Raw genomic sequence first — 22,400 nt, forward strand, 5'->3', positions numbered from 1 at the left:
GCGGGATTATGACGAAGCCTTGAGAAGATCAAGAAGGCGGCGCATGTCGCGCCTACTTTTAAGCTCGAGAACGGGGATATCACGACCGTAAGCGTCTATTTTGTCAATAATGATCGGTGCGTCGCGCTTTTCGAAATTCCAGATGTAGCGCACGAAGTCAGCATCGATCTTTTCCGGGCACCCGGGCGTCATTTCCGGCCGCGTCTGCCCTCGATAGACCCACCAGCGACGCAGAACGCCCATCAGGCACACAAGGCGGGGCATTCGCACCCAGATCACCATCTCGCTACGCGGCAGGCGAATGTCGAAACCGGAGGGGTTTGTACCGTCCATGATCCAGCGTTCCTGCTTCACCGCTTCGACAATCAACGCCCTCTGCTCGTCGCGCGGGCGTGGAACCCAGCCGGGCAGCCAGAAGAATTCGCGATCCATGCAAAGATAGGTGGCGTGCAGCCGATGCGCGAGCGCTTGCGACAGGGTTGACTTACCACCGCCCGAGCAGCCGATGACACTGACGCGACCGCAGCCTGCGAGCAAATCAGCGCCTTGCGTCAGTGAAACCACTTTCATCGCGGCCTCCGGCGTTTAACTCGGGCGAACCCGCCTTACTGAGCCGCCGCCTGCTTCGCCTCGCGCGCTGCCTTCAGCTTGGCGAAATCGTCGCCGGCATGGTGCGAGGATCGGGTGAGCGGGCTGGAGGCAACCATCAGGAAGCCCTTGGTATACGCAATCGTCTCGTAGGATTTGAACTCTTCCGGCGTCACGAAGGCTTCCACCTTGTGGTGCTTGCGCGTCGGCTGGAGGTATTGACCGATGGTCATGAAATCAACGTCTGCGGTGCGCAGATCGTCCATGAGCTGGAGCACTTCGTTGCGCTCCTCACCCAGGCCCACCATGATGCCGGACTTGGTGAACATGGTCGGGTCCAGTTCCTTCACGCGCTGTAGAAGGCGGATGGAGTGGAAATAACGCGCGCCTGGACGCACCGTCAGGTAATTGCCCGGTACGGTTTCAAGATTGTGGTTGAAGACATCGGGCTTGGCAGCCACGACACGTTCCAGCGCACCCGGCTTCTTCAGGAAGTCCGGCGTCAGGATCTCGATGGTCGTCGTCGGCGAAGCCGCGCGGATCGCCCAGATCACCTTCTCGAAATGTTCGGCGCCGCCGTCTTCCAGATCGTCGCGGTCCACCGAAGTGATGACGACGTGGTTAAGGCCCATCTGCTTGACGGCGTTCGCCACGTTCTGTGGCTCATCGGGGTCGAGCGGGTTCGGCTTGCCGGTCGCGACGTTGCAGAAGGCGCAGGCGCGAGTACAGATTTCCCCCATGATCATGAAGGTGGCGTGCTTCTGTTCCCAACAGCCGCCGATATTCGGGCAACCGGCTTCCTCACAAACTGTCACCAGCTTGTTGGTCCGAACGATCTCGCGGGTTTCCGCATAGCCCTTCGACGTCGGCGCCTTGACGCGAATCCACTCCGGCTTGCGCGTGACTTCCGTATCCGGACGATGCGCCTTTTCCGGGTGGCGGACGCGCTTCGGGTCCGGGCCTGCGGTTCTGTCGAGAATAGTGACCATCTTAAACCTGCCTTCACCGCCAAGAGACGGAAGCTTTTATCATCGCCTGACGATGCGGGCGACGAATATCAGAAGCGATGCGCCAAGGAAACCTGTTACGAAATAGGCCATGCGGCTATCCGCCGGAACGACATTGAACTGGCGCAGAAGCGTCGTCGCGACCGCCGAACCGACAATACCGAGAACGACATTCATGAAAATGCCGAACCGCGTCTGCATGAACTTGCCGGCCAACCATCCTGCCAGACCACCGATGATGATCGCGGAAATCCAGCCAATCTGAATCGTATCCATTACAGCACCCCGAATTTGTCCTGCGCTGCAATATAGGCTCCGCCCGGCTTGATCGCCAGACGGAGCCCTCCAAATTTAGGCGTTCAGCACGCGGCCATAGGCATCCAGCACACTTTCCTTCATCATTTCGGAAAGTGTCGGATGCGGGAAGACCGTGTGCATCAGCTCTTCTTCGGTCGTCTCGAGGTTCATGGCGATGACAAAGCCCTGGATGAGTTCGGTCACTTCCGCGCCGACCATGTGGGCGCCGAGAAGCTCACCGGTCTTCGCATCGAAGATCGTCTTGACGAGACCATTGTCCTCACCGAGTGCAATCGCCTTGCCGTTGGCACCGAAGGAATAACGACCCACGCGGATTTCACGGCCTTCCGCCTTCGCCTTGGCTTCGGTGAGGCCGACCGAGGCAACCTGCGGGTTGCAATAGGTGCAGCCCGGAATCTTGCCCTTGTCCATCGGATGCACATGCGGCAGGCCAGCGATCTTCTCCACGCAGATAACGCCCTCATGCTCGGCCTTGTGGGCGAGCATCGGCGGACCGGCGACGTCGCCGATGGCGTAGATGCCGGGAACATTGGTCTTGCCGTAGCCGTCGATAACGATGCAACCGCGATCCGTCTTGATGCCAAGAGCTTCCAGACCAAGATTTTCGATATTTCCCTGCACGCCGACAGCCGAGATCAGGCGATCCGCCGTAATCTGCTGAACCTTGCCGTCCTTGGTCTCGACATGGGCCGTGATCGAGTTTGCAGCCTTCTCCACTTTCGACACCTTGGCGCCGGTGATGATCTTGAGGCCGCGCTTTTCAAGCGCCTTGCGGGCGATGCCGGAAATTTCGGCGTCTTCGACCGGCATGATGTTGTCCATCAGCTCGACCACCGTCACATCCACGCCCATGGAACGGTAGAAGGATGCGAATTCGATACCGATAGCGCCCGACCCCATGACGACGAGCGACTTCGGCATGAAGTCCGGCTTCATCGCTTCGAAATAGGTCCAGATCAGCTTGCCATCCGGCTCGATGCCCGGCAAAGCGCGGGGACGAGCGCCGGTGGCGACGATGATGTGCTTGGCCTTGTAAGTACCCTCGCCCAGCACACCCTTCGGGACCGGGTTCTGCGGCTGCACAACCGGCTTCGTCGACTTGCCGACGATCACCTCACCGGGCTTCGAAAGCTTGGCCTCGCCCCAGATCACGTCGATCTTGTTCTTCTTCATCAGGAAGGCGACACCGCTGTTCAGGCGGGCGGAAACACCGCGCGAGCGGGCGACCACATCCTTCACATCCGCCGTCATCTTGCCTTCCAGCGTCAGACCATAGCTTTTGGCATGGTTGGCGTGATCAAGGATTTCCGCCGAACGCAACAGCGCCTTGGTCGGGATGCAGCCCCAGTTGAGGCAGATGCCGCCCAGATGCTCGCGCTCAACGACCGCCGTCTTCAGCCCGAGCTGCGCCGAACGGATCGCCGTCACATAGCCGCCGGGGCCGGAACCGATGATGATGACGTCGTAGGTGTTATCGGCCATAATGCCTCATCTCCTTCAGGTCGAGGATGCGGACCACCTTCAGGGTCCACCCCGCGGGAACAGAAGCCCGGCCTTGCCAGATCCTCTTTCCGTGAAATCTAATTGACGCCGCGCGGAGCATCCCCGCGGCGCATGATGGCCTCAAAGGCCGAGCATCATTCTCACGATAGGCTCCAGGCCACGCCCGAGCGCCCGCGTATTCTCTGCGTCCATATGCACACCATCGACGGGAGTGGTGACACTCACCGAAGCCGCATCGAAGAAGCCGCAGCCGATATCGTCAGCGAGATCGCCATAGAGCGCGCCGAGCATCGCAGATTCTTCCACCGCGCCCTGATACATCGCCGCAAACACAGGATTGGCCGTTTCGCAAATCTTCGGCGGGGAAACGAGCAGGATTTCCGGCACCTCTTCCTCGCCGAAAGGCCAGGGATGGTGGCGTATGATCTGCACCAGACGCTCCATGCCGCGCACCGCATGCATGGCGGACCCGCCGAGCCCGCGTTTCAAGTCGTTGGTTCCGAGCATCACGACCACGAGATCGAGCGGCGCATGGCTGTGCAGAACCGACGGCAACAGTCGCGCGCCGTTGCGATCCGTCGCCGACAGATGATCATCATAGGCCGTGGTACGGCCATTCAGACCTTCGGCAACGACATTGACGCCTGCGCCGAGCGCCTGTTGCAGGACACTCGGCCAGCGATCCTCATAGGCGTGGCGAGCCCGCCCTTCGGCATCGAAGCCCCAGGTCAGACTATCGCCATAGCAGAGGACGGTTTTCGTCATCACCGCGTTCCGGCCTTACACCAGCATGCTCATCGGCTTTTCGAGGTAACGCTTGAAGGCAGATGCGAGTTCTGCGCCCAGCGCACCGTCGATCACGCGATGATCGAAGGCAAAGGTAGCCGTCATCACCGTCGCCACCTTGATCTCGCCGTTCTTGACGACCGGCTTTTCGATACCCGCACCAATCGACACGATGGACGCATGCGGCGGGTTGATGATCGAGGTGAAGTTGGAGACGCCGAACATGCCGAGGTTGGACACGGCGGAGGTGCCGCCCTGGAACTCTTCCGGCTTCAGCTTCTTGTCGCGGGCACGGCGGCCGAGGTCCTTCATCTCGGTGGAGATGACGGAGAGCGGCTTGAGTTCCGCCTTGCGGATGATCGGCGTGATCAGGCCATCGGGAATGGCAACGGCAACGCCAACATCCGAATGCTTGTGCAGCACGCGGGCCGAAGACGTCCACGAAGCATTCGCCAGCGGCACATCCCTTAGCGCCAGAGCAAGCGCCTTGATGATGAAGTCATTGACGGAAAGCTTGAACACCGGCGCATCGCCGTGTTCCGTCTTGCGCATCGGCGCGCCCTTGTTGATCTCGACGCGTAGCGCATTGAGAGCATCGAGTTCGGCGTCGATGGACAGGAAGTAGGACGGGATCGTCTGGTGCGATTCGGTGAGACGCGAGGCGATCACGCGGCGCATGCCGTCATGCGGCAGAAGCTCGTAAGTGCCCTGTTCGAACAGCTTGAGCACGGCCTCGTCGGACAGGCCCGTGGCGACGGGCGCAGCAGTAGACGTCGGCGACGCAGAGGCAGAAGCCGAAACGACGGCCTTCGGTGCGACGCCGCTGGCAACCGCCTTCTCGACATCGGCCTTCACCACGCGGCCATGCGGGCCGGAACCGGCAACCGCCGAAAGCTCGACGCCCGCCTCCTTGGCAAGACGACGCGCCAGCGGCGAGGCGAAAACGCGTTCTCCCTTGGCGACAGCCGGAGCCGGTGCCGCAGGCGCGACAGGAGCCGGCGCTGCCGCAACAGCAGCCGGTGCATCCACCTTGGCAGGGGCCGCAGCGGGAACAGCCTTCGGGGCCTCACCGGCAGCGGCAGCCGCAACATCCGCGCCATCGGCGGCGAGAACGGCGATCAGCGCATTGACCTTCACGCCAGCCGTGCCAGCGGGGACGACGATCTTCGCAACCGTGCCTTCGTCCACGGCTTCCACTTCCATGGTCGCCTTGTCGGTCTCGATTTCGGCGATCACGTCGCCGGGTGCGATCTTGTCGCCTTCCTTCACCAGCCACTTGGCCAGATTGCCTTCCTCCATCGTCGGAGAAAGGGCCGGCATCGTAATGTTGATGGGCATGGAAAGCCCTCCCTTACTTGTAGCAGACGGTCTTCACCGCCTCGACAATTTCGGCCACGGTCGGCAGCGCCAGCTTTTCAAGGTTGGCGGCGTAGGGCATCGGAACGTCCTTGCCGGCAATCGTCAGGATCGGCGCATCGAGATAATCGAATGCTTCCTGCATGATGCGGGTGGCAATTTCGGTGCCGACAGACGACTGCGGGAAACCTTCCTCGACGGTGACGAGGCGACCGGTCTTCTTCACCGATTCGATCACCGCGGGCAGGTCCATCGGACGGATGGTGCGCAGGTCGATCAGCTCGACGTCGATGCCGTCCTTCTCCAGTTCGGCGACCGCCTTGATGGCATAGGACATGCCGATACCGAAGGATACGACGGTGACATCCTTGCCCGAACGGTGAATGCGCGCCTTGCCGATCGGCAGGACGAAATCATCGAGCTTGGGAACCTCGAAGCTCTGACCGTAAAGGATTTCGCTTTCAAGGAAGATGACCGGGTTCGGGTCGCGGATCGCAGCCTTGAGCAGGCCCTTATAATCGGCAGCCGTATAGGGCATGACGACCTTGAGGCCTGGAATCTGGCTGTACCATGCCGCATAGCACTGCGAGTGCTGCGCGCCAACGCGGGCTGCCGCGCCGTTCGGGCCACGGAACACGATCGGCGCACCCATCTGACCGCCGGACATATAAAGCGTCTTGGCGGCAGAGTTGATGATGTGGTCGATCGCCTGCATGGCGAAGTTGAAGGTCATAAACTCCACGATCGGCCGCAGGCCGGTGAAGGCTGCGCCGACACCGATACCGGCAAAACCGTGCTCGGTGATCGGCGTATCGACCACGCGGCGGGAACCGAATTCCTGCAGCAGGCCCTGCGTGACCTTGTAGGCACCCTGGTATTCGGCGACTTCCTCACCCATGACGAACACATTGTCGTCACGGCGCATTTCTTCAGCCATGGCGTCGCGAAGGGCTTCGCGCACGGTCTGCGTCACGAATTCCGTGCCGGCGGGAATGGCCGGATCGGCCAGAACCTCGGCCTTCGGCGCAGCCGGGACCGGTGCGGAAGCAGGTGCTGCAGCGGCGACCGGCGCCGGAGCGGCATCGGCAGCCTTCGGGGCAGCGATATCGGCCGCGCTTTCGCCGTCCTGAAGCAGAACGGCGATAGGCGTGTTCACCTTGACGTTCTGCGTGCCAGCGGCGATCAGGATCTTGCCGAGAACACCTTCATCGACGGCTTCGACTTCCATCGTCGCCTTGTCGGTTTCGATTTCGGCGATCACGTCGCCGGCGGTGATCTTGTCACCTTCCTTCTTCAGCCACTTGGCGAGGTTACCCTCTTCCATGGTCGGAGAGAGAGCAGGCATGAGAATTTCTACGGTCATCTTGTCTCCTCCCCAGATCAGGCCAGAATGTCGGTGTAGAGCTCGGATGCATCCGGCTCCGGATCGGCCTGAGCGAAATCGGCACTGTCGGCGACGATGTCACGGACGTCCTTGTCGATCTGCTTCAGCTCTTCCTCAGTGGCCCAGCCCTTTTCGATGAGGCGTGCCTTGACCTGTTCGATCGGATCATGTTCGGAGCGCATCTTCTGCACTTCGTCCTTGGAACGGTACTTGGCCGGGTCCGACATGGAGTGACCGCGATAGCGGTAGGTCAGCATTTCAAGAATGATCGGCCCCTTGCCGGCGCGGCACCAGGCGGTTGCCTCATCGGCAGCAGCCTTGACAGCGCGAACATCCATGCCATCGACCTGAATGCCAGGAATATTGAAGGAAAGGCCGCGCTGCGAGAAATCGGTCTGGGCCGAGGCGCGGGACACGGACGTGCCCATGGCGTAACGGTTGTTTTCGATGATGTAGATCACCGGAAGCTTCCAGAGAGCAGCCATGTTGAAGCTCTCGTAGACCTGACCCTGGTTGGCCGCACCATCGCCGAAATAGGCAAGCGACACATTGTCGTTGCCGCGATAGCGGTTGGCGAAGGCAAGACCCGTGCCGAGCGAAACCTGCGCACCGACGATGCCGTGGCCGCCGTAGAACTGCTTTTCCTTGGAGAACATGTGCATTGAGCCGCCCTTCCCCTTGGAAAGGCCGCCGCGACGACCGGTCAACTCGGCCATGACGCCACGAGCACTCATGCCGGCAGCCAGCATGTGACCGTGGTCGCGGTAACCGGTAATGACCTGATCGCCTTCCTTCAGCGCAAGCTGCATGCCGACAACGACAGCTTCCTGACCGATGTAAAGGTGACAGAAACCACCGATAAAGCCCATGCCATAAAGCTGGCCGGCCTTCTCCTCGAAGCGGCGGATGAGCAGCATCTCGCGATAGGCGGAGATATCGTCTTCCTTGGTGAAGTCAGCGACAGCGCCGACGGTGAATTCCTTGCCACCCGCCTTGGCGGACTTGCGACCGGAAGCGGACGCGGATTTTCTCGGCGCCATTCAACCCTCCCTCAACATTTTTGCGTGAATTTCATCGGGCATAACATAGCAAGAAAAACCGGTTCGGCAATGCCAGAAATGCATAACTTATATTTCACATAAGATATTGAAATATAATAAGAAATTAAAATTAACCCAATATCGGTTAATTGAAATATGAATTGAAAATGACAATCTCGTCAGCGCGCGAAACGTTAAGCTGGTAGCGCGCCTTCTCGTCCAGAATGTCATGCTCAAGGGAACCGTCGGAGAGCAATTCCACCTGCAGTTCCAGTGCCTTGCGCTTGGCCGTCAGGCTGGCCAGCTCTGCGGAACGGGCGATGCGCTGACGCTCGAATTCCTTCGTTGCCTCGAGGCCATAGCCTCCGTGAACGGAATGATAACCGAAATAAGAAAGGAAAGCGGCGGCGATGGCCGGAACGATGAGACGCCCGAATTTTCTCTGCCTATGATGCTTCGTCCACATGCGGCAATGCCCTGAAACGCAATACAATTTCACTCAAGCTAACTTGGATTGATTAACCGTCCGTTTCCCTTGTTCGAACGTTTCCGGAATTATCGTCAGGCAAAACAAGTGTCCGGCCACCGCCGCCCTGCCGTATGCGAAAGCCGGATCATCGATTCCTCATCAACTGTAGACTGCATCGCGAATCTGGGTCTTGAGCTTGCCGGCCATACCCTCGAAGGCGGCGTTCGTCAGCAGCACCACGGAAAGCCCGTTGACACGATCCACGAACCAGGTGTGCCCATAGGCTCCACCCCATTGCAGAGTCCCCGCCGCCTGAGGTGTCGCCGCGATGGCAGGATCAACCAGCACCGCCCAACCATAACCAAAGCCCCAGCCCGGCCCCTGGGTCTGCGCATCAGCCCCCACTTGGGCCGACGTCATCGCCGCAACGGTTTCCGGTGCAAGAACCGACGCACCACCGGTACGGATCATTTCAAGGAAGCGAAGAATATCGCCAGCCGTTCCCGCCATGCCGGCACCGCCTGAGGGGTAAGAGGCGGAATCAAGAATGCGACCCGGCGCGAAAATAGCCGCCATATCCCCCAGTGGCACCGCCATGCCATCCGTCATGCGCAACGGTTCGGGATTTGCATTGGCATAGGGCGTGACCAATCGCGCGGCATCGGTCACGGCAAAGCCGGTATCGGCAAGTCCGAGCGGACCGGTGACGAGGGCCCTCACCAATTCAGGCAGCGTCGAGCCCGTCGCCCTCTCCAGGACACCACCAAGAACATCAAGGCCGAGCGAATAGAGCCACCCCTCACCCGGCGCGAAAGCCAGTGGCGCCGTCGCAAGACGAGCCAAATTCTCCGTCAGCGAAAGCCCGGGCTGATCCATGCCATCGGACACATCGAGCGCATGATAGGCGTCGCCTGCCGGCTTGAGGAAGCGATAGCCGAGACCGGAGGTGTGGGTCAGAAGCTGCCGGATCGTGATTGCCGCTTCGGAGCCATCGGCCAGTCGCGGGCGGAAATCCGGCAGCCAGCGGGTAACGTGCTGATCAAGTGACAACACACCATCATCGACGAGCCGCATCGTCGCCGCCGAGACGATCGGCTTGGTAATCGAAGCCAGCCGGAAGATCGCGTCTTCGCGCATGGCAACACCAGCCTCACGGTCGGCCAGACCGGCGGCACGCGCATAAACAGGCTCACCGCGCTCCGCCACCAACACCACCGCGCCGACGATCCGCTTCTCTGCCAGAGCGGCATCGATCACAGCATCCAGACGTCCTGAACGCGCATTATTGACATGACTCATCGCCGGCAACCCCCTATAATCACAATGACCACTCCTGAATAAATTAAACGCGCCCATATTTCCAGAGCGATCGCTGTGAATAATATTGAACCGTCTTCCCGCCCCCGTGGCCGCCCCCGCGCCTTCGACCGCGACGAGGCGCTCGCCAAGGCGACGAACACCTTCTGGCAACTGGGTTATGAGGGTGCTTCCATCGCCGATCTGACGCTTGCCATGGGCATCACGCCGCAGAGCCTTTACGCCGCCTTCTCCTCCAAGGCCGCGCTCTATGCGGAGGCGCTGGCGTGGTATGGCAATCATGAAGGCGCGGCAACCGCGCGGGCGCTGACCGAAGAAAGCCATGCCGTGGTCGCTCTGGCGCGGGTTCTGCGGGAGGCGGCGCGGGATTTTTCCCGCGCGGAGTATCCGCGTGGCTGCATGGTCTCGACGGCCGTTCTGGCCTGTGCGGTGGAGAACGAAGCGGTGGCGCGGCAAACCTCGGACCTGCGAAACGCAACACTGATGCTGCTTCGCAGCCGCATAGAGCAAGGGGTGAGGGATGGCCAGATCAGACCCGAGACGGATGCTGCGGCCCTCGCCCGCTTCGTCGGCGCGATCATTCAGGGCATGTCCGTGCAGGCGCGCGACGGCGCTTCCGAATCGGATCTGCGCGGCCTGGCCGAGCACGCCATTAGCGAAATTGCCCGGCATCGGGCCTGAGGCAACAAAAAACCCGCGCCGTAACAGCGCGGGTTTCCGGATTTCCTGGAACGACTGAAATCAGCCCTTGAGGATCGAACGGCCGGCATAGGACGCCTGAACGCCGAGCTGCTCTTCGATGCGGATGAGCTGGTTGTACTTGGCAAGCCGGTCCGAACGGGCCAGCGAACCGGTCTTGATCTGGCCGCAGTTGGTGGCAACCGCGAGATCGGCAATCGTGCTGTCTTCCGTTTCGCCCGAGCGATGCGACATGACGGCGGTGTAACGGGCCTTGTGGGCGGTTTCCACGGCGTCGAGCGTTTCGGACAGCGAACCGATCTGGTTGACCTTGACAAGGATCGAGTTGGCGACGCCCTTCTCGATGCCCTGACGCAGGCGCTTGGAGTTGGTCACGAACAGATCGTCACCGACGAGCTGAACCTTGGAACCGATCTTGTCGGTTACGAACTTCCAGCCTTCCCAGTCGTCTTCGGACATGCCGTCTTCAACCGAGATGATCGGGTACTTGGCGCACAGTTCGGCGAGGTAGGCCGCCTGCTCCTCCGGTGTGCGGGTCACGCCTTCGCCTTCATACACGTACTTGCCGTCCTTGAAGAATTCGGTCGCGGCGCAATCGAGCGCGATGAACATGTCTTCGCCCGGCTTGTAGCCTGCCTTTTCGATGGCCGACATGATGAAGTCGAGAGCCGCCGGAGCGCTTTCGAGGTTCGGTGCAAAGCCGCCTTCGTCACCCACGGACGTGGCCAGACCCTTGGCATGAAGCTGCTTCTTCAGCGTGTGGAACACTTCGGCGCCAGCGCGGACGGCTTCACGGATATTTTCCGCGCCGACCGGCATGATCATGAACTCCTGGAAGTCGATCGGGTTGTCGGCATGGACGCCGCCGTTGATGATGTTCATCATCGGAACCGGTAGAAGGCGGGCGTTCGGACCGCCGACATAACGGTAAAGCGGAAGGCCGGCGGATTCGGCGGCAGCCTTGGCAACAGCCAGCGAAACGCCGAGAATGGCATTCGCGCCGAGACGGGCCTTGTTCGGGGTACCGTCCAGCTCGATCATCAGCTTGTCGATCAGGATCTGGTCTTCGGCATCGTGACCGCCGATGGCATCGAAGATTTCGCCATTGACGGCTTCGACAGCCTTCTCGACGCCCTTGCCGAGGTAGCGGCTGCCACCATCACGCAGTTCGACGGCTTCGTGGGCGCCCGTGGAGGCGCCCGACGGAACGGCGGCACGGCCGAATGCGCCATCTTCCAGAATTACGTCGACTTCAACAGTCGGATTGCCGCGGCTGTCGAGAATTTCGCGGGCAATGATGTCGGTGATTGCGGTCATGTCGTCTCCTCGGGAGTTGGAATGCGGGTTCCGTAATACCCGCACGCCGGATGATCGGTCAGTTCCGGCCTTGTCTTACCCGATGGAGAAGAAATTTCAATGGCGCACAAAGCCGCCGGGCAATCTAAAATCGATTGTAAAACAGCCGATTGTTTATTGCGCCGACGGCTATACTTCAAAGGCTCTTCGAAATGGCGTCGAATGCCAGAAGCTTTTCGAGAAGCGGCTGCAAATTGTCGATCTGCACCATGTTCGGACCGTCCGACGGGGCATTGTCCGGGTCTTCGTGAGTCTCGATGAAGACACCCGCAACACCCACGGCCACGGCAGCCCGCGCCAGCGTTTCAACGAATTCGCGCTGGCCGCCGGAGGAACCGCCCTGCCCGCCCGGTTGCTGTACGGAATGGGTTGCGTCGAAGATGACAGGCGCGCCGGTCTGAGCCATGATCGGCAGAGAACGCATGTCGGAAACAAGCGTGTTGTAGCCGAAGGAAGCGCCGCGTTCGCAAGCCATTACGTTCGGATTGCCGCTGTTGACGACCTTGGCCAGCACGTTCTTCATATCCCAGGGGGCGAGGAACTGGCCCTTCTTGATGTTGATGGCGCGACCGGTCCTGGCAGCGGCGATCAGAAGGTCGGTCTGGCGGCAAAGGAAGGCCGGGATCTGCAACACATCGACGACGGGGGCCACCAGTGCGCAGTGTTCCTCGGTGTGAACGTCCGTCAGCACGGGAAAGCCGAACTCCTTCTTGAGATCGGCGAAGACTTCCATTGCCGTTTCCAGCCCGATGCCACGTTCGGCACTGAGCGAGGTACGGTTCGCCTTGTCGAAGGACGACTTGTAGACGAGGCCGATGTCCAGCGACTTGCAGATTTCCGACAATCTGCCGGCAATCATGAAGGCATGGTCGCGGCTTTCCATCTGGCAGGGACCGGCAATCAGCGAGAGCTTGCCGGTGTTCGAGAAGGAAACGGCGCCCGTGCCGTTGCCGGCGATGACCGTGCTGTTGGGGGAAAGGCTCATATTCTACTCCTCGAATGCGAAGACGACCCCCTGACCGGGCGCAGGCCGGACCAGAAGTCTGTGATGGCGGTGTTCATAGGCTATATCGTTGCGGCGAAGCAATGCTTCAACCGTCTCCAGCTTGCTTGCGCGGAAAACGACCGCTCCGCCGCGCAGGCCCCGCCCCTTGCCGGGATATTGTCCGAACCAGGCTTCGAAGCCCGCCGGCGTCAGTGCCGAGATCACAGCGTTGCCGGCGTCGAAATCAACACCGAAGGAATGCGCCGTCACTTCCCGTTGCAGCAGCACCTCTTCCAGAAGATACTGGAAGTCAGACGGGTTCTCCTCCACCAGAACGACACGCGACAGGCCGATGACGCCGTTGGCATGGCTCAGCAGTTCATCTGCAATGGCAGGGCGCTCGCGGGTGCGTTCGCAGCAGAAGAGGAAGAAATCCGGCGCACGCAGATCGGCCGCGAATGCCAGTCGAAAACTCGCTTCCGCACTTGTACCGTCGGCAAGCTTGAAGGGTCGCGAAAACTCCAGCGGCTCACCACCGGAAAGCCCTGCCTTGCGAAACCGCTCGTGATCGGCCGCCGCATCGGCTGATTTCAGCACGATAGCCGACAACCCATCTTCACCGCAGCGAAACCGGAAGGCGCGATCTCGCGCCACGAACACGTTTCCAGCCAGCGCGTGGGCCTCGCAGGTTTCCCGGGAGGCAACGCCCAGCGGCTCCAGGTAGGTACCGTCCCTAAAGAAGATGCAGGCATTTTCCGTGCCGAACGGATGAAGCGCGTCCGGTGCGACGGTGAAGCCGAGGGAGCCCAGACGCGCCCGCGCGGCGGCTAGTGAACCGACCGGCAGAACGAGGTGATCGAGCGCCCGGGGATTGGCAAGCGATTTCTGGCTGGACATGGCCCGCTCCTCCTTGAGATTGCTCAGGGTGTGCCCGTTTTCACAAGGCTATGCAAGACCGTCGCCGGTGCACGGCGCCGCCATCCCGTGTGTTTCAATCAAACAATGCGGAAGCCGATGGCTTTTGGCTCAAAATGCCTTCAATTCCGTGGCGGATTGTTCTAAGGAGCGATCTTGTTTTCAGGAATGGTATCGCCCGTCAGAGGCGAACCGTTCAGCCAAGAGGTTTGCGTTCCGATGCTCGATACCCTGCGAAAGGCCTCCCAGACCTTCGTTTCCAAACTGCTCCTCATGCTTCTCGTCGTATCGTTCGGCATCTGGGGCGTGTCCAGTTCGCTCGTTTCGAGCCATGGCGACGCGGTGGTGACGGTCGGCGACCAGGAGGTGAGCGTCAAGGAATTCCAGCTCGCCTATCAGCGCCAGATCGGCGATCTCTCCCGCCAGTTCGGCATGCGGATTTCCGCCGAGCAGGCGCGCGCCTTCGGCATAGACCAGCAGGTTTATGCCCAGTTGGCGGCCGGCGCAGCACTCGACCAGCTTTCGGAAAAGATGCGACTCGGTCTTTCCAAGGATCGCCTTGCCGCATTGATCGCCGAAGACCCGTCCTTCAAGGCCGTCAACGGCCAGTTCGACCGCACCCTCTTCACGCAGCGCCTGCGCAATGCCGGCCTGAGCGAAAACGACTACATTCTCGAGCGTTCCAAGGTCGCTGTACGCAGCCAGATCGTTGACGCCGTTTCGGATGGCTTCGCGCCGCCGCAGGTTCTGGCCGACGCGCTGAAGCACTATCGCGACGAAGCCCGCAGCATTGATTACCTCATTCTGAGCTATGCCAATATCTCGCCCGTCAAGGCGCCTGCCGACGATGTGCTCGCGAGCTTTTTCGAAAGCCGCAAGAGCCGCTATCGCGCGCCGGAATATCGCAGCTTTTCCTATCTGAAGCTTGAACCCTCCGATATCGCCGATGTCGGTGCCATTTCGGAAGATACCATCAAGGCGGAGTTCGACAAGCGCAAGGACAGCTACCGCAAGCCGGAAACCCGCACCATCGAACAGCTCACCTTCCCGAGCAAGGAAATGGCCGAAGCCGCCGCGCTGGAGCTGAAGAAGGGCGATTCGACCTTCGACAGCCTTGTCAGCGATCAGGGCAAGACCGCAACCGACGTTCTGCTCGGCGATTTCACCCATGACACGATGCCCGACGCCAAGATTGCCGAGGCAGCCTTTGCCGTGAAGAAGGATGGCGGCACGACGCCGGTCGTTGAAGGTGCATTCGGTCCGGTCATCGTGCGCGTCTCCAACATTCGCCCGGAAAGCTCGCGCTCGTTCGAGGAAACCAAGGCCGAAATCCGCAAGGATCTCGCCGAAGCCGCCGCAGCCGAGGAAATCCAGAGCATCCACGACCGCTATGAAGATCTGCGCGGTGGTGGTTCCTCGCTGGAGGATGCAGCCCAGCAGCTCAAGCTGAAGGTGGTCACCATCGATGCGATCGACGCCACCGGCAAGGATGACAAGGGCGAAGAAGTGAAAACCCTGCCGCCGGCCCTTTCGCTGGTGTCGGAAGTGTTCAAGACCGAAATCGGTCAGGAGGCGCTGGCCATCAATCTCGGTCAGGCTGGCTATATCTGGTTCGATGTCAAGAACATCACGCCGTCGCGCGACCGCACGCTGGATGAAGCCCGCGAAGATGTGGTGGCCGACTGGACAGCCGACCAGCAGCGCCAGACGCTTGCAGCACTGGCCGCTTCGCTAAAGGACCGCGTCGAAAAGGGTGAGAAAATCACAGCCGTCGCCGAAGAACTCGGCATTGCCGTCGAAACCAAGTCCGGCGTCCGTCGCCTTGGCGATGACGCCATTCTCGGGCCGAACGGCATTTCCGCCGCTTTCTCCGGTCCGCTTGGCACCGTGGCCGAGGCCGAAGGCGCCGACAAGCAGAGCCGCATCCTGCTCGTCGTCACCGACGTATCCGACCAGCCGTCCTTCGATGCGCTGGAAAATCAGGACCAGCAGATCTCCGCCATTGCCAAGGCTGCTGGCGACGATATCCTCGACCAGATGGTCAACCGCCTGCAGACGGATTACGGCGTGTCGATCAACCGTACCCTCGCCGAACAGGCCATGGTTCTGAGATAAGGAGAGGCCATCATGGCTGAGCTGAAGCCGTTCATCGCCAAGGTCGCCAACCGCGAGCCGCTGTTGCGGGAAGAGGCCCGCTCCGCCTTCGATATTCTGATGTCCGGCGAGGCGACGCCCTCGCAGATCGGTGGCTTCCTGATGGCGCTGCGCGTGCGCGGCGAAACCGTGCCGGAAATTGTCGGTGCGGTCGAAACGATGCGCGCCAAGATGCTGCGCGTCGAAGCCCCTGACGATGTCGTCGATATCGTCGGAACCGGCGGCGACGGCACCGGCACCTACAACATCTCGACGCTGGCAGCTCTCATTACCGCCGGTGCCGGTGTGAAGGTTGCCAAGCACGGCAACCGCGCGCTGTCATCCAAGTCAGGCGCGGCAGATGCCCTGTCGGCCCTTGGCGTCAATCTGGAGATCGGTCCGGCAGAAATCGGGCGTTGCATTGCGGAGGCCGGCATCGGCTTCATGTTCGCTCAACTGCACCACTCCGCCATGCGTCATGTCGGCCCGTCGCGCGTCGAACTCGGCACGCGGACGATCTTCAATCTTCTCGGCCCGCTTTCGAACCCTGCGGGCGCGAAACGTCAGCTTCTCGGCGTCTACGCGCCGCAATGGTGTCAGCCAATTGCCGAAGTGCTGCGCGATCTCGGTTCCGAAACGGTCTGGGTCGTCCACGGTCAGGGCATGGATGAAATCGCCACCACCGGCACGACGGAGGTGACGGCACTGGAAGATGGCAAGATCCGCTCCTTCCAGCTCACGCCCGCCGATTTCGGCCTGCCAACCGTTACGCTCGCCGATCTCAAGGGCGGCGATGGCAAGGCCAATGCCGAGGCGCTGCGCACAGTTCTGGCCGGCGCCAGGAATGCCTATCGCGACATTTCCCTGGCCAATGCAGCTGCATCTCTGGTGATCGCCGGCAAGGCGGAAACCATAGCGGGCGGCATGAAGCTTGCCAACGAATCGCTTGAAAGCGGCAATGCCGCCGCTGCGCTCGACCGGCTCGTCGCCGTGTCCAACGATGTTCAGGACAAAGCCTGATGACCGACATTCTCAAGAAGATCGAAGCCTACAAGCGCGAGGAAATCGCCTCCGCCAAAAGTGCCGTGCCGCTGGCTGACCTCAAGGCTCGCATTTCGGAACAGAGCGCCCCGCGCGGATTTCTCAAGGCGCTGCAGGCGAAGAAGGCCGCGGGCAAGTTCGGCCTTATCGCGGAAATCAAGAAGGCAAGCCCCTCCAAGGGCCTCATCCGCCCAGACTTCGATCCGCCTGCGCTTGCCAAGGCCTACGAGGCCGGTGGTGCTGCGTGCCTTTCCGTGCTGACCGACAAGCCAAGCTTCCAGGGAGCACCGGAATTCCTCACCGCCGCCCGCGCGGCCTGCTCACTTCCGGCGTTGCGCAAGGATTTCCTGTTCGAGACCTATCAGGTGAACGAGGCGCGCGCCTGGGGGGCCGATTGCATCCTCATCATCATGGCTTCACTCTCCGACGACGACGCAAAGCGCCTCGAGGACGAAGCCTTCGCGCTTGGCATGGATGTTCTTGTCGAAGTTCATGACGAAGAGGAGATGGAGCGGGCGCTCAGGCTTGCCTCGCCGCTCATCGGCGTCAATAACCGCAACCTGCGCACCTTTGAGGTCGATATAGCCAACAGCGAACGGCTTGCCGCCATGGTGCCCTCCGACCGGGTCCTGGTCGGCGAAAGCGGCATTTTCACCTTTGCCGATTGCGAACGGCTCAAAAAGGCTGGCATTTCCACCTTCCTCGTCGGCGAAAGCCTGATGCGCAAGGACGACGTTACGGCGGCCACCGAACTGCTGCTGAACGGCACGGTCACCGCCTGATGGGCACGGCCGGCGATCTCACCCACCTCAATGCCGCCGGCGAGGCGAACATGGTGGATGTGGGCGGCAAGGCCGAGACCGTGCGCGAAGCCACCGCCGAAGGCCATGTGCGGATGCAGCCGGAAACGCTGACCGCCATCCTTGCCGGCGACGCCAAGAAGGGCGATGTCATCGGCACCGCCCGGCTGGCCGGCATCATGGCCGCCAAGAAGACTGCCGACCTCATTCCACTCTGCCATCCGCTGGCGCTCAGCAAAGTCGCGGTGGAGATTACCGAGGACGCCACACTGCCCGGCCTTCGCGTATCAGCCACGGTCAAGCTGACAGGCCGTACCGGCGTCGAGATGGAAGCGCTGACGGCTGTCTCCGTCGCCTGCCTGACGATCTACGACATGGCCAAGGCCATCGAGAAAGGCATGGAAATCGGCGGCGTTCGACTGGTGGCAAAAAGCGGCGGAAAATCCGGCGAATATCGCCGCGAGGTTGATTGAGATGGCGCTCATTCCGGTCGATGAAGCGCTGGCCCGCATTCTGGAACATGCGCATCCCTTAACGGAAGCGGAAACGCTTCCCCTTACGCAGGCCGATGGCCGGGTTCTCGCCGAAGATCTCGCCGCCCGGTTGACCCAGCCCCCCTTCGACGCTTCCGCAATGGATGGTTACGCCGTTCGCGCAGAAGACGCCACCGAGGGCGCCGAGCTTGCCGTCATCGGCGTCTCCGCAGCCGGTGGCGCGTGGCGGGGCGTGCTTGGAAGAGGACAGGCGGTTCGCATCTTCACCGGTGCGCCCGTGCCCGCCAGTGCCGATAGTATCGTCATTCAGGAAGACACCGAACGGCTGGGCGACAACCGCATCCGCGTGACAGCGAAAGCCGTACCCGGTCGCCATATCCGCCGCAAGGGGCAGGATTTTGCCGAGGGCGAAGCCGTTCTGAAAGCCGGAACGGTAATGGACTATGCGCGGCTGATGCTCGCCGCCGCGATGGACCACGCCACGCTCTCCGTCCGCCGCAGGCCTCTGGTCGCCATTCTCGCCACGGGTGATGAACTCGTGCGTCCCGGCGAAATGCGCGGCCCCGACCAGATCGTCGCCTCGAGCCTCTATGGAACGGCGGCATTTGCAAAAGCTGCGGGTGCCGACGTGCTTGATCTCGGCATCGCCCGCGACGCGCAGGACGACATCGCCGCCGCGATCCGCAGGGCCGTAGCGGCAAGGGCCGACATTCTCGTGACACTCGGCGGCGCATCGGTCGGCGATCACGATCTCGTCCAGCCGGTTCTCACGGATCTCGGCATGGTGCTGGATTTCTGGCGGATCGCCATGCGTCCCGGCAAGCCACTCATGGTTGGACGGCTCGGCGCCATGCAGGTGCTTGGCCTGCCCGGCAACCCGGTTTCGACGCTGGTCTGCTCGCTGCTCTTCCTCGAACCGCTCATTCGCCGCCGCGCCTGTCTGCCCCCCTTCAAGCGGACGGCGACTGCCCTTGCCACCACCGATCTCGCGGCCAACGACCACCGGCAGGATTACTTGCGCGCCCGGCTGGAAGTCGATGCCAAAGGCCAACTGCGTGTGACGCCCGCGCCGAAGCAGGATTCGTCCCAGACGAAAATCCTCGCGAATTCCGACTGCCTGATTATCCGCCCACCAAACGCGTCGTCACTTCCGGCAGGGAGTCCCTGCCCCATTCTGCTTCTACGGCCTTGAGTGCCCTGTCAATTTCGCCTACAGGAAATTATATTTCCCAAGAGATAATGCCCAATGATCGTCCATCCCCGCCCGACCCTTCTCAAACTGTTCTTTATCCGGCGTGGCACGATGATCCGGAAAATCTGGCCGCAATTGCTGGCGGTGGCGCTGATGTCGGCGGCCATCGTCTATATCCATCACATCAAGCCGGACTACCTGCCGTTCTACAACAGTTCCGGCCCGTTCACGCTGCTCGGCATCGCCCTGTCGATCTTCCTCAGCTTCCGCAATAATGCCTGCTACGATCGCTGGTGGGAGGCGCGCAAGCAATGGGGTGACATGATCCATGTCAGCCGCGTCATCATTCGCCAGACCATGGTGTTGTCCGGTACGGAGGAAGGCGAGCGCATCCGTGAGCGGGTTCTCCGTCTGGTCATGACGCATATCCAGGCCATGGTGCCGCATCTGCGCCCGAGCGCGGAAAACAAGGCGCTGTCGATGCTTTCCGGTGCGCTTCTGGAGCGCTACAAGGTCAGCCGCAACCCGCCGGCCGCTATTCTGGAAGAGGTGTCATCCGAACTTGCGGGCGCCATGCGCAAGGGTCTCATCAGCGACATTTCCTTCCAGATGATCGACAACACGATCACGCATCTCGCCCACACGCAGGTCGCCTGCGAGCGTATTCTGCTGACACCGGTACCCTTCGGTTATTCTCTGCTGCTTCACCGCACGGCCTATATCTTCTGCTTCCTCCTGCCCTTCGGCTTCGCCGATCTTCTGTCATGGTCCACACCGATTGCAGCAGCGCTGGTCGCCTACACCTTCTTCGGGCTGGATGCGCTGGGCGACGAACTGGAAGACCCGTTCGGCACCGAAGAAAACGACCTGCCACTCGCCGCCATGGCTGAAATAGCCGGTCTCTCCATTCGAGAGGCACTGGGCGAAAAAGACCTGCCCCCCCTGCCGCAGCCGAACGACTTTCTGCTGCTTTGAGCGTATGCTGATGGCGTTTTCGGAGGAAACGCCATGCTTGAGCCCATGCCCCTTTCCGATGTGTACAAATATATCGAGCCGGGTCCGGTCGTTCTGCTCACCACGCGCTACCGTGGCAAGCCGAATGTCATGACGCTCTCCTGGCACATGATGATGGAATTCACGCCGCCCACGCTTGCCTGCCTAGTTTCCTCCGGCGACTACAGTTTCAAAGGACTGAAAAGGGGCCGCGAATGCGTGATCGCCATTCCCGATGTGGCCATGGCGCGATCCGTGGTCGGGATCGGCAATTGCTCCGGCGCAGATGTCGACAAGTTCGAGCGTTTCGGTCTGACGGCGCTGCCGGCGAAGATCGTGGCGCCGCCGCTGCTTGGCGAGTGCTTCGTGAACATCGAGTGCAGGGTCGTCGACACGACGCTGGTCAACCGCTTCAATCTCTTCGTCCTCGAAGCCATCGCCGCCTGGCGAATGGCGGATGCGGACCAACGGAAAACCATCCACCATCGCGGCTATGGCCGTTTTGCCGTGGATGGGGAGATTATCACGCTTCCTTCACGGATGCCGTGACACGACCAGCGCTGGGGAAAAGCGCACGCGTGCACTTTGCCTCTTGCCAAGCCACCCCTGAGCCGGATAATGGCGGCATAGTCTGTTGGGAGAAGCCGGGGTTTGCCTCCGGTGCCGAAGGAGCAACCGCCCCGGAAACTCTCAGGCAAAAGGACCAGCAGACGGTCATACGACTCTGGAGAGTAGCCTGTCTTTCACGGACCGGCTCGCCGAAGGGATAACAATCTCAGGCGACAAGGACAGAGGGGGCTCGAAATCCGGATGCACGATCCTGCATGCGACTGTTACGAGCCAGCGCGATAATACGCGCAACCTTGGAGGCGTTCTTGACCGAGACGGCAGACCTGAAAACCACTCCCCTTCATGCCCTTCACATTTCGCTCGGTGCGCGCATGGTGCCCTTTGCGGGCTATGACATGCCGGTTCAATATCCTGCCGGCGTGCTGAAGGAACACCTCCAGACCCGCGCCAGCGCCGGTCTGTTCGACGTGTCCCACATGGGTCAGGTCATCGTTCGTGCCAGGTCAGGCAATAATGAGGATGCAGCGCTTGCGCTCGAAAGCCTCGTTCCGGTCGATGTACTCGCCGTCAAGCCCGGCCGCCAGCGCTATGCTCTCTTCACCAATGAAGCCGGCGGCATTCTGGACGATCTGATGATCGTCAATATGGGCGACCACTTCTATATCGTCGTCAACGCCGCCTGCAAGGAAGCCGACCTCGCGCACATGCAAGCAAAGCTGTCCGCAACCTGCGACGTGACCGCCCATTTTGACCGCGGCCTGCTGGCGCTTCAGGGCCCGAAGGCCGAAGCCGCTCTGGCCCGTCTCGCGCCTGAAGTGGCCGAGATGAAATTCATGGATGCCCGCGCGCTGACAATCCTCGGGGCGGCCTGCGTCGTGTCGCGCACCGGCTATTCCGGTGAAGACGGTTACGAAATTTCGGTTCCCGCCGAGAAGACCACGGAAATTGCCGAAGCCCTTCTCGCGATGGACGAAGTCGAGCCGATTGGCCTTGGTGCACGCGATTCGCTGCGCCTCGAAGCCGGCCTCTGCCTTTATGGCAACGATATCGACACGACCACGACGCCTGTCGAGGCGGCGCTGGAATGGGCGATGCAGAAGGCGCGGCGCACCGGTGGCGCCCGTGAAGGTGGCTTCCCCGGCGCCAAAATCATACTCGCCCAGCTCGATGGTGGTGCGTCACGCCGCCGGGTTGGCCTCAAGGCCGGGGGCAAGGCCCCGGTGCGCGGTCACTCGAAACTTTTTGCCGATGCCGAGGGCAAGACCCTGATCGGTGAAGTCACCTCCGGCGGTTTCGGCCCGTCGGTCGAAGGTCCGGTGGCGATGGGCTATCTGCCCATGGCCTACGCCGCCATCGGAACCGTTGTTTACGCCGAGGTTCGCGGCAAGTTCCTGCCCATGACGGTCGCGGCCCTTCCCTTCATCACGCCCACCTACAAACGCTAACTTCCCAGT

Annotated in this window: 22 protein-coding genes and 1 riboswitch; of the genes, 9 read left to right on the forward strand and 13 right to left on the reverse strand. The window is 61.2% G+C overall.

The annotated features are described in order from the left end of the window. Positions 1-6: 6 nt before the first annotated feature. From GGQ66_RS05170 to GGQ66_RS05215, 10 genes are all read right to left on the reverse strand, one after another. Positions 7-570, reverse strand: a complete 564-nt coding sequence (locus GGQ66_RS05170) for a P-loop NTPase family protein (protein ID WP_183790117.1) — start codon at positions 568-570, stop codon at positions 7-9. 35 nt (positions 571-605) lie between these two features. Continuing rightward, a complete protein-coding gene (gene lipA / locus GGQ66_RS05175) occupies positions 606-1,577 on the reverse strand; it encodes a lipoyl synthase (protein ID WP_183790119.1) in 972 nt (323 codons plus the stop codon). Positions 1,578-1,616: 39 nt separating this feature from the next. Next, positions 1,617-1,871: a GlsB/YeaQ/YmgE family stress response membrane protein gene (locus GGQ66_RS05180; protein ID WP_183790121.1), complete on the reverse strand. Its 255-nt coding sequence runs from the start codon at positions 1,869-1,871 to the stop codon at positions 1,617-1,619. A 75-nt stretch (positions 1,872-1,946) separates the two neighbouring features. Further along, positions 1,947-3,395, reverse strand: a complete 1,449-nt coding sequence (lpdA, locus tag GGQ66_RS05185) for a dihydrolipoyl dehydrogenase (RefSeq protein WP_183790123.1) — start codon at positions 3,393-3,395, stop codon at positions 1,947-1,949. Between the two features lie 141 nt (positions 3,396-3,536). Further along, positions 3,537-4,181, reverse strand: a complete 645-nt coding sequence (locus GGQ66_RS05190; RefSeq protein ID WP_183790125.1) for an SGNH/GDSL hydrolase family protein — start codon at positions 4,179-4,181, stop codon at positions 3,537-3,539. Positions 4,182-4,196: 15 nt separating this feature from the next. Beyond that, positions 4,197-5,540, reverse strand: a complete 1,344-nt coding sequence (locus GGQ66_RS05195) for a pyruvate dehydrogenase complex dihydrolipoamide acetyltransferase (protein ID WP_183790127.1) — start codon at positions 5,538-5,540, stop codon at positions 4,197-4,199. A 13-nt stretch (positions 5,541-5,553) separates the two neighbouring features. Continuing rightward, a complete protein-coding gene (locus GGQ66_RS05200) occupies positions 5,554-6,921 on the reverse strand; it encodes a pyruvate dehydrogenase complex E1 component subunit beta (RefSeq protein WP_183790129.1) in 1,368 nt (455 codons plus the stop codon). A gap of 17 nt (positions 6,922-6,938) precedes the next feature. Next, positions 6,939-7,982 carry a pyruvate dehydrogenase (acetyl-transferring) E1 component subunit alpha gene (gene pdhA, locus GGQ66_RS05205; protein ID WP_183790131.1) on the reverse strand — a complete coding sequence of 348 codons (1,044 nt, stop codon included), beginning with the start codon at positions 7,980-7,982 and terminating at the stop codon, positions 6,939-6,941. Between the two features lie 145 nt (positions 7,983-8,127). Further along, the gene (locus GGQ66_RS05210; RefSeq protein WP_183790133.1) at positions 8,128-8,448 is read right to left on the reverse strand and encodes an FtsB family cell division protein; all 321 of its coding nucleotides are present in this window, start codon (positions 8,446-8,448) and stop codon (positions 8,128-8,130) included. A 162-nt stretch (positions 8,449-8,610) separates the two neighbouring features. Further along, on the reverse strand, positions 8,611-9,750 hold the full coding sequence (locus tag GGQ66_RS05215) for a serine hydrolase domain-containing protein (RefSeq protein WP_237358792.1): 1,140 nt from the start codon (positions 9,748-9,750) through the stop codon (positions 8,611-8,613). 75 nt (positions 9,751-9,825) lie between these two features. On the opposite strand from GGQ66_RS05215, the gene GGQ66_RS23000 reads away from it, so the two are divergent. Beyond that, positions 9,826-10,449: a TetR/AcrR family transcriptional regulator gene (locus GGQ66_RS23000; RefSeq protein ID WP_370686292.1), complete on the forward strand. Its 624-nt coding sequence runs from the start codon at positions 9,826-9,828 to the stop codon at positions 10,447-10,449. A gap of 60 nt (positions 10,450-10,509) precedes the next feature. Here the strand turns inward: GGQ66_RS23000 and eno are convergent, their stop codons facing one another. The 3 genes from eno to GGQ66_RS05235 form a co-directional block, all read right to left on the reverse strand. Next, on the reverse strand, positions 10,510-11,784 hold the full coding sequence (eno, locus tag GGQ66_RS05225; RefSeq protein WP_183790137.1) for a phosphopyruvate hydratase: 1,275 nt from the start codon (positions 11,782-11,784) through the stop codon (positions 10,510-10,512). A 175-nt stretch (positions 11,785-11,959) separates the two neighbouring features. Then, entirely contained in the window at positions 11,960-12,808 is an 849-nt protein-coding gene (gene kdsA / locus GGQ66_RS05230) for a 3-deoxy-8-phosphooctulonate synthase (protein WP_183790139.1), read from the reverse strand. 3 nt (positions 12,809-12,811) lie between these two features. Then, a complete protein-coding gene (locus GGQ66_RS05235) occupies positions 12,812-13,705 on the reverse strand; it encodes a VOC family protein (protein ID WP_183790141.1) in 894 nt (297 codons plus the stop codon). Between the two features lie 237 nt (positions 13,706-13,942). Between GGQ66_RS05235 and GGQ66_RS05240 the strand changes: the two genes are divergently transcribed. The 8 genes from GGQ66_RS05240 (at position 13,943) to gcvT (ending at position 22,391) form a co-directional block, all read left to right on the forward strand. Then, positions 13,943-15,838, forward strand: coding sequence for a peptidylprolyl isomerase (locus GGQ66_RS05240; RefSeq protein WP_183790143.1), 1,896 nt, complete (start codon positions 13,943-13,945; stop codon positions 15,836-15,838). Between the two features lie 12 nt (positions 15,839-15,850). Further along, positions 15,851-16,876 carry an anthranilate phosphoribosyltransferase gene (gene trpD / locus GGQ66_RS05245; RefSeq protein WP_183790145.1) on the forward strand — a complete coding sequence of 342 codons (1,026 nt, stop codon included), beginning with the start codon at positions 15,851-15,853 and terminating at the stop codon, positions 16,874-16,876. Then, complete coding sequence (gene trpC / locus GGQ66_RS05250; protein WP_183790147.1) at positions 16,876-17,679, forward strand: indole-3-glycerol phosphate synthase TrpC; 804 nt, start codon at positions 16,876-16,878, stop codon at positions 17,677-17,679. The genes trpD and trpC overlap by 1 nt, the downstream gene beginning before the upstream one ends. Continuing rightward, a complete protein-coding gene (gene moaC / locus GGQ66_RS05255) occupies positions 17,679-18,170 on the forward strand; it encodes a cyclic pyranopterin monophosphate synthase MoaC (RefSeq protein WP_183790149.1) in 492 nt (163 codons plus the stop codon). Before trpC ends, moaC begins: the two co-directional genes overlap by 1 nt. A 1-nt stretch (position 18,171) precedes the next feature. Then, the gene (locus GGQ66_RS05260; protein WP_183790151.1) at positions 18,172-19,383 is read left to right on the forward strand and encodes a molybdopterin molybdotransferase MoeA; all 1,212 of its coding nucleotides are present in this window, start codon (positions 18,172-18,174) and stop codon (positions 19,381-19,383) included. Positions 19,384-19,437: 54 nt separating this feature from the next. Then, positions 19,438-20,358, forward strand: coding sequence for a bestrophin family protein (locus GGQ66_RS05265; RefSeq protein ID WP_183790153.1), 921 nt, complete (start codon positions 19,438-19,440; stop codon positions 20,356-20,358). A gap of 33 nt (positions 20,359-20,391) precedes the next feature. Further along, positions 20,392-20,925: a flavin reductase family protein gene (locus tag GGQ66_RS05270; RefSeq protein WP_183790155.1), complete on the forward strand. Its 534-nt coding sequence runs from the start codon at positions 20,392-20,394 to the stop codon at positions 20,923-20,925. 76 nt (positions 20,926-21,001) lie between these two features. After that, positions 21,002-21,092: riboswitch (glycine riboswitch) on the forward strand. A gap of 159 nt (positions 21,093-21,251) precedes the next feature. Next, complete coding sequence (gene gcvT / locus GGQ66_RS05275; RefSeq protein WP_183790157.1) at positions 21,252-22,391, forward strand: glycine cleavage system aminomethyltransferase GcvT; 1,140 nt, start codon at positions 21,252-21,254, stop codon at positions 22,389-22,391. Positions 22,392-22,400 lie beyond the last annotated feature (9 nt).

Origin of the sequence: Allorhizobium borbori (assembly GCF_014196535.1) — a bacterium.
Taxonomy (GTDB): domain Bacteria; phylum Pseudomonadota; class Alphaproteobacteria; order Rhizobiales; family Rhizobiaceae; genus Ectorhizobium; species Ectorhizobium borbori.

What these genes read in the sequence shown, in the direction of transcription:
- GGQ66_RS05210 (WP_183790133.1), bottom strand. Translation starts at nt 8,448, where the DNA reads ATGTGGACGAAGCATCATAGGCAGAGAAAATTCGGGCGTCTCATCGTT.
- GGQ66_RS05195 (WP_183790127.1), bottom strand. Translation starts at nt 5,540, where the DNA reads ATGCCCATCAACATTACGATGCCGGCCCTTTCTCCGACGATGGAGGAA.
- GGQ66_RS05265 (WP_183790153.1), top strand. Translation starts at nt 19,438, where the DNA reads ATGATCGTCCATCCCCGCCCGACCCTTCTCAAACTGTTCTTTATCCGG.
- GGQ66_RS05215 (WP_237358792.1), bottom strand. Translation starts at nt 9,750, where the DNA reads ATGAGTCATGTCAATAATGCGCGTTCAGGACGTCTGGATGCTGTGATC.
- GGQ66_RS05260 (WP_183790151.1), top strand. Translation starts at nt 18,172, where the DNA reads ATGGCGCTCATTCCGGTCGATGAAGCGCTGGCCCGCATTCTGGAACAT.
- trpD (WP_183790145.1), top strand. Translation starts at nt 15,851, where the DNA reads ATGGCTGAGCTGAAGCCGTTCATCGCCAAGGTCGCCAACCGCGAGCCG.
- eno (WP_183790137.1), bottom strand. Translation starts at nt 11,784, where the DNA reads ATGACCGCAATCACCGACATCATTGCCCGCGAAATTCTCGACAGCCGC.
- GGQ66_RS05180 (WP_183790121.1), bottom strand. Translation starts at nt 1,871, where the DNA reads ATGGATACGATTCAGATTGGCTGGATTTCCGCGATCATCATCGGTGGT.
- GGQ66_RS05190 (WP_183790125.1), bottom strand. Translation starts at nt 4,181, where the DNA reads ATGACGAAAACCGTCCTCTGCTATGGCGATAGTCTGACCTGGGGCTTC.
- GGQ66_RS05200 (WP_183790129.1), bottom strand. Translation starts at nt 6,921, where the DNA reads ATGACCGTAGAAATTCTCATGCCTGCTCTCTCTCCGACCATGGAAGAG.
- GGQ66_RS05240 (WP_183790143.1), top strand. Translation starts at nt 13,943, where the DNA reads ATGCTCGATACCCTGCGAAAGGCCTCCCAGACCTTCGTTTCCAAACTG.
- GGQ66_RS05270 (WP_183790155.1), top strand. Translation starts at nt 20,392, where the DNA reads ATGCTTGAGCCCATGCCCCTTTCCGATGTGTACAAATATATCGAGCCG.
- trpC (WP_183790147.1), top strand. Translation starts at nt 16,876, where the DNA reads ATGACCGACATTCTCAAGAAGATCGAAGCCTACAAGCGCGAGGAAATC.
- pdhA (WP_183790131.1), bottom strand. Translation starts at nt 7,982, where the DNA reads ATGGCGCCGAGAAAATCCGCGTCCGCTTCCGGTCGCAAGTCCGCCAAG.
- moaC (WP_183790149.1), top strand. Translation starts at nt 17,679, where the DNA reads ATGGGCACGGCCGGCGATCTCACCCACCTCAATGCCGCCGGCGAGGCG.
- GGQ66_RS05170 (WP_183790117.1), bottom strand. Translation starts at nt 570, where the DNA reads ATGAAAGTGGTTTCACTGACGCAAGGCGCTGATTTGCTCGCAGGCTGC.
- GGQ66_RS05235 (WP_183790141.1), bottom strand. Translation starts at nt 13,705, where the DNA reads ATGTCCAGCCAGAAATCGCTTGCCAATCCCCGGGCGCTCGATCACCTC.
- kdsA (WP_183790139.1), bottom strand. Translation starts at nt 12,808, where the DNA reads ATGAGCCTTTCCCCCAACAGCACGGTCATCGCCGGCAACGGCACGGGC.
- lpdA (WP_183790123.1), bottom strand. Translation starts at nt 3,395, where the DNA reads ATGGCCGATAACACCTACGACGTCATCATCATCGGTTCCGGCCCCGGC.
- lipA (WP_183790119.1), bottom strand. Translation starts at nt 1,577, where the DNA reads ATGGTCACTATTCTCGACAGAACCGCAGGCCCGGACCCGAAGCGCGTC.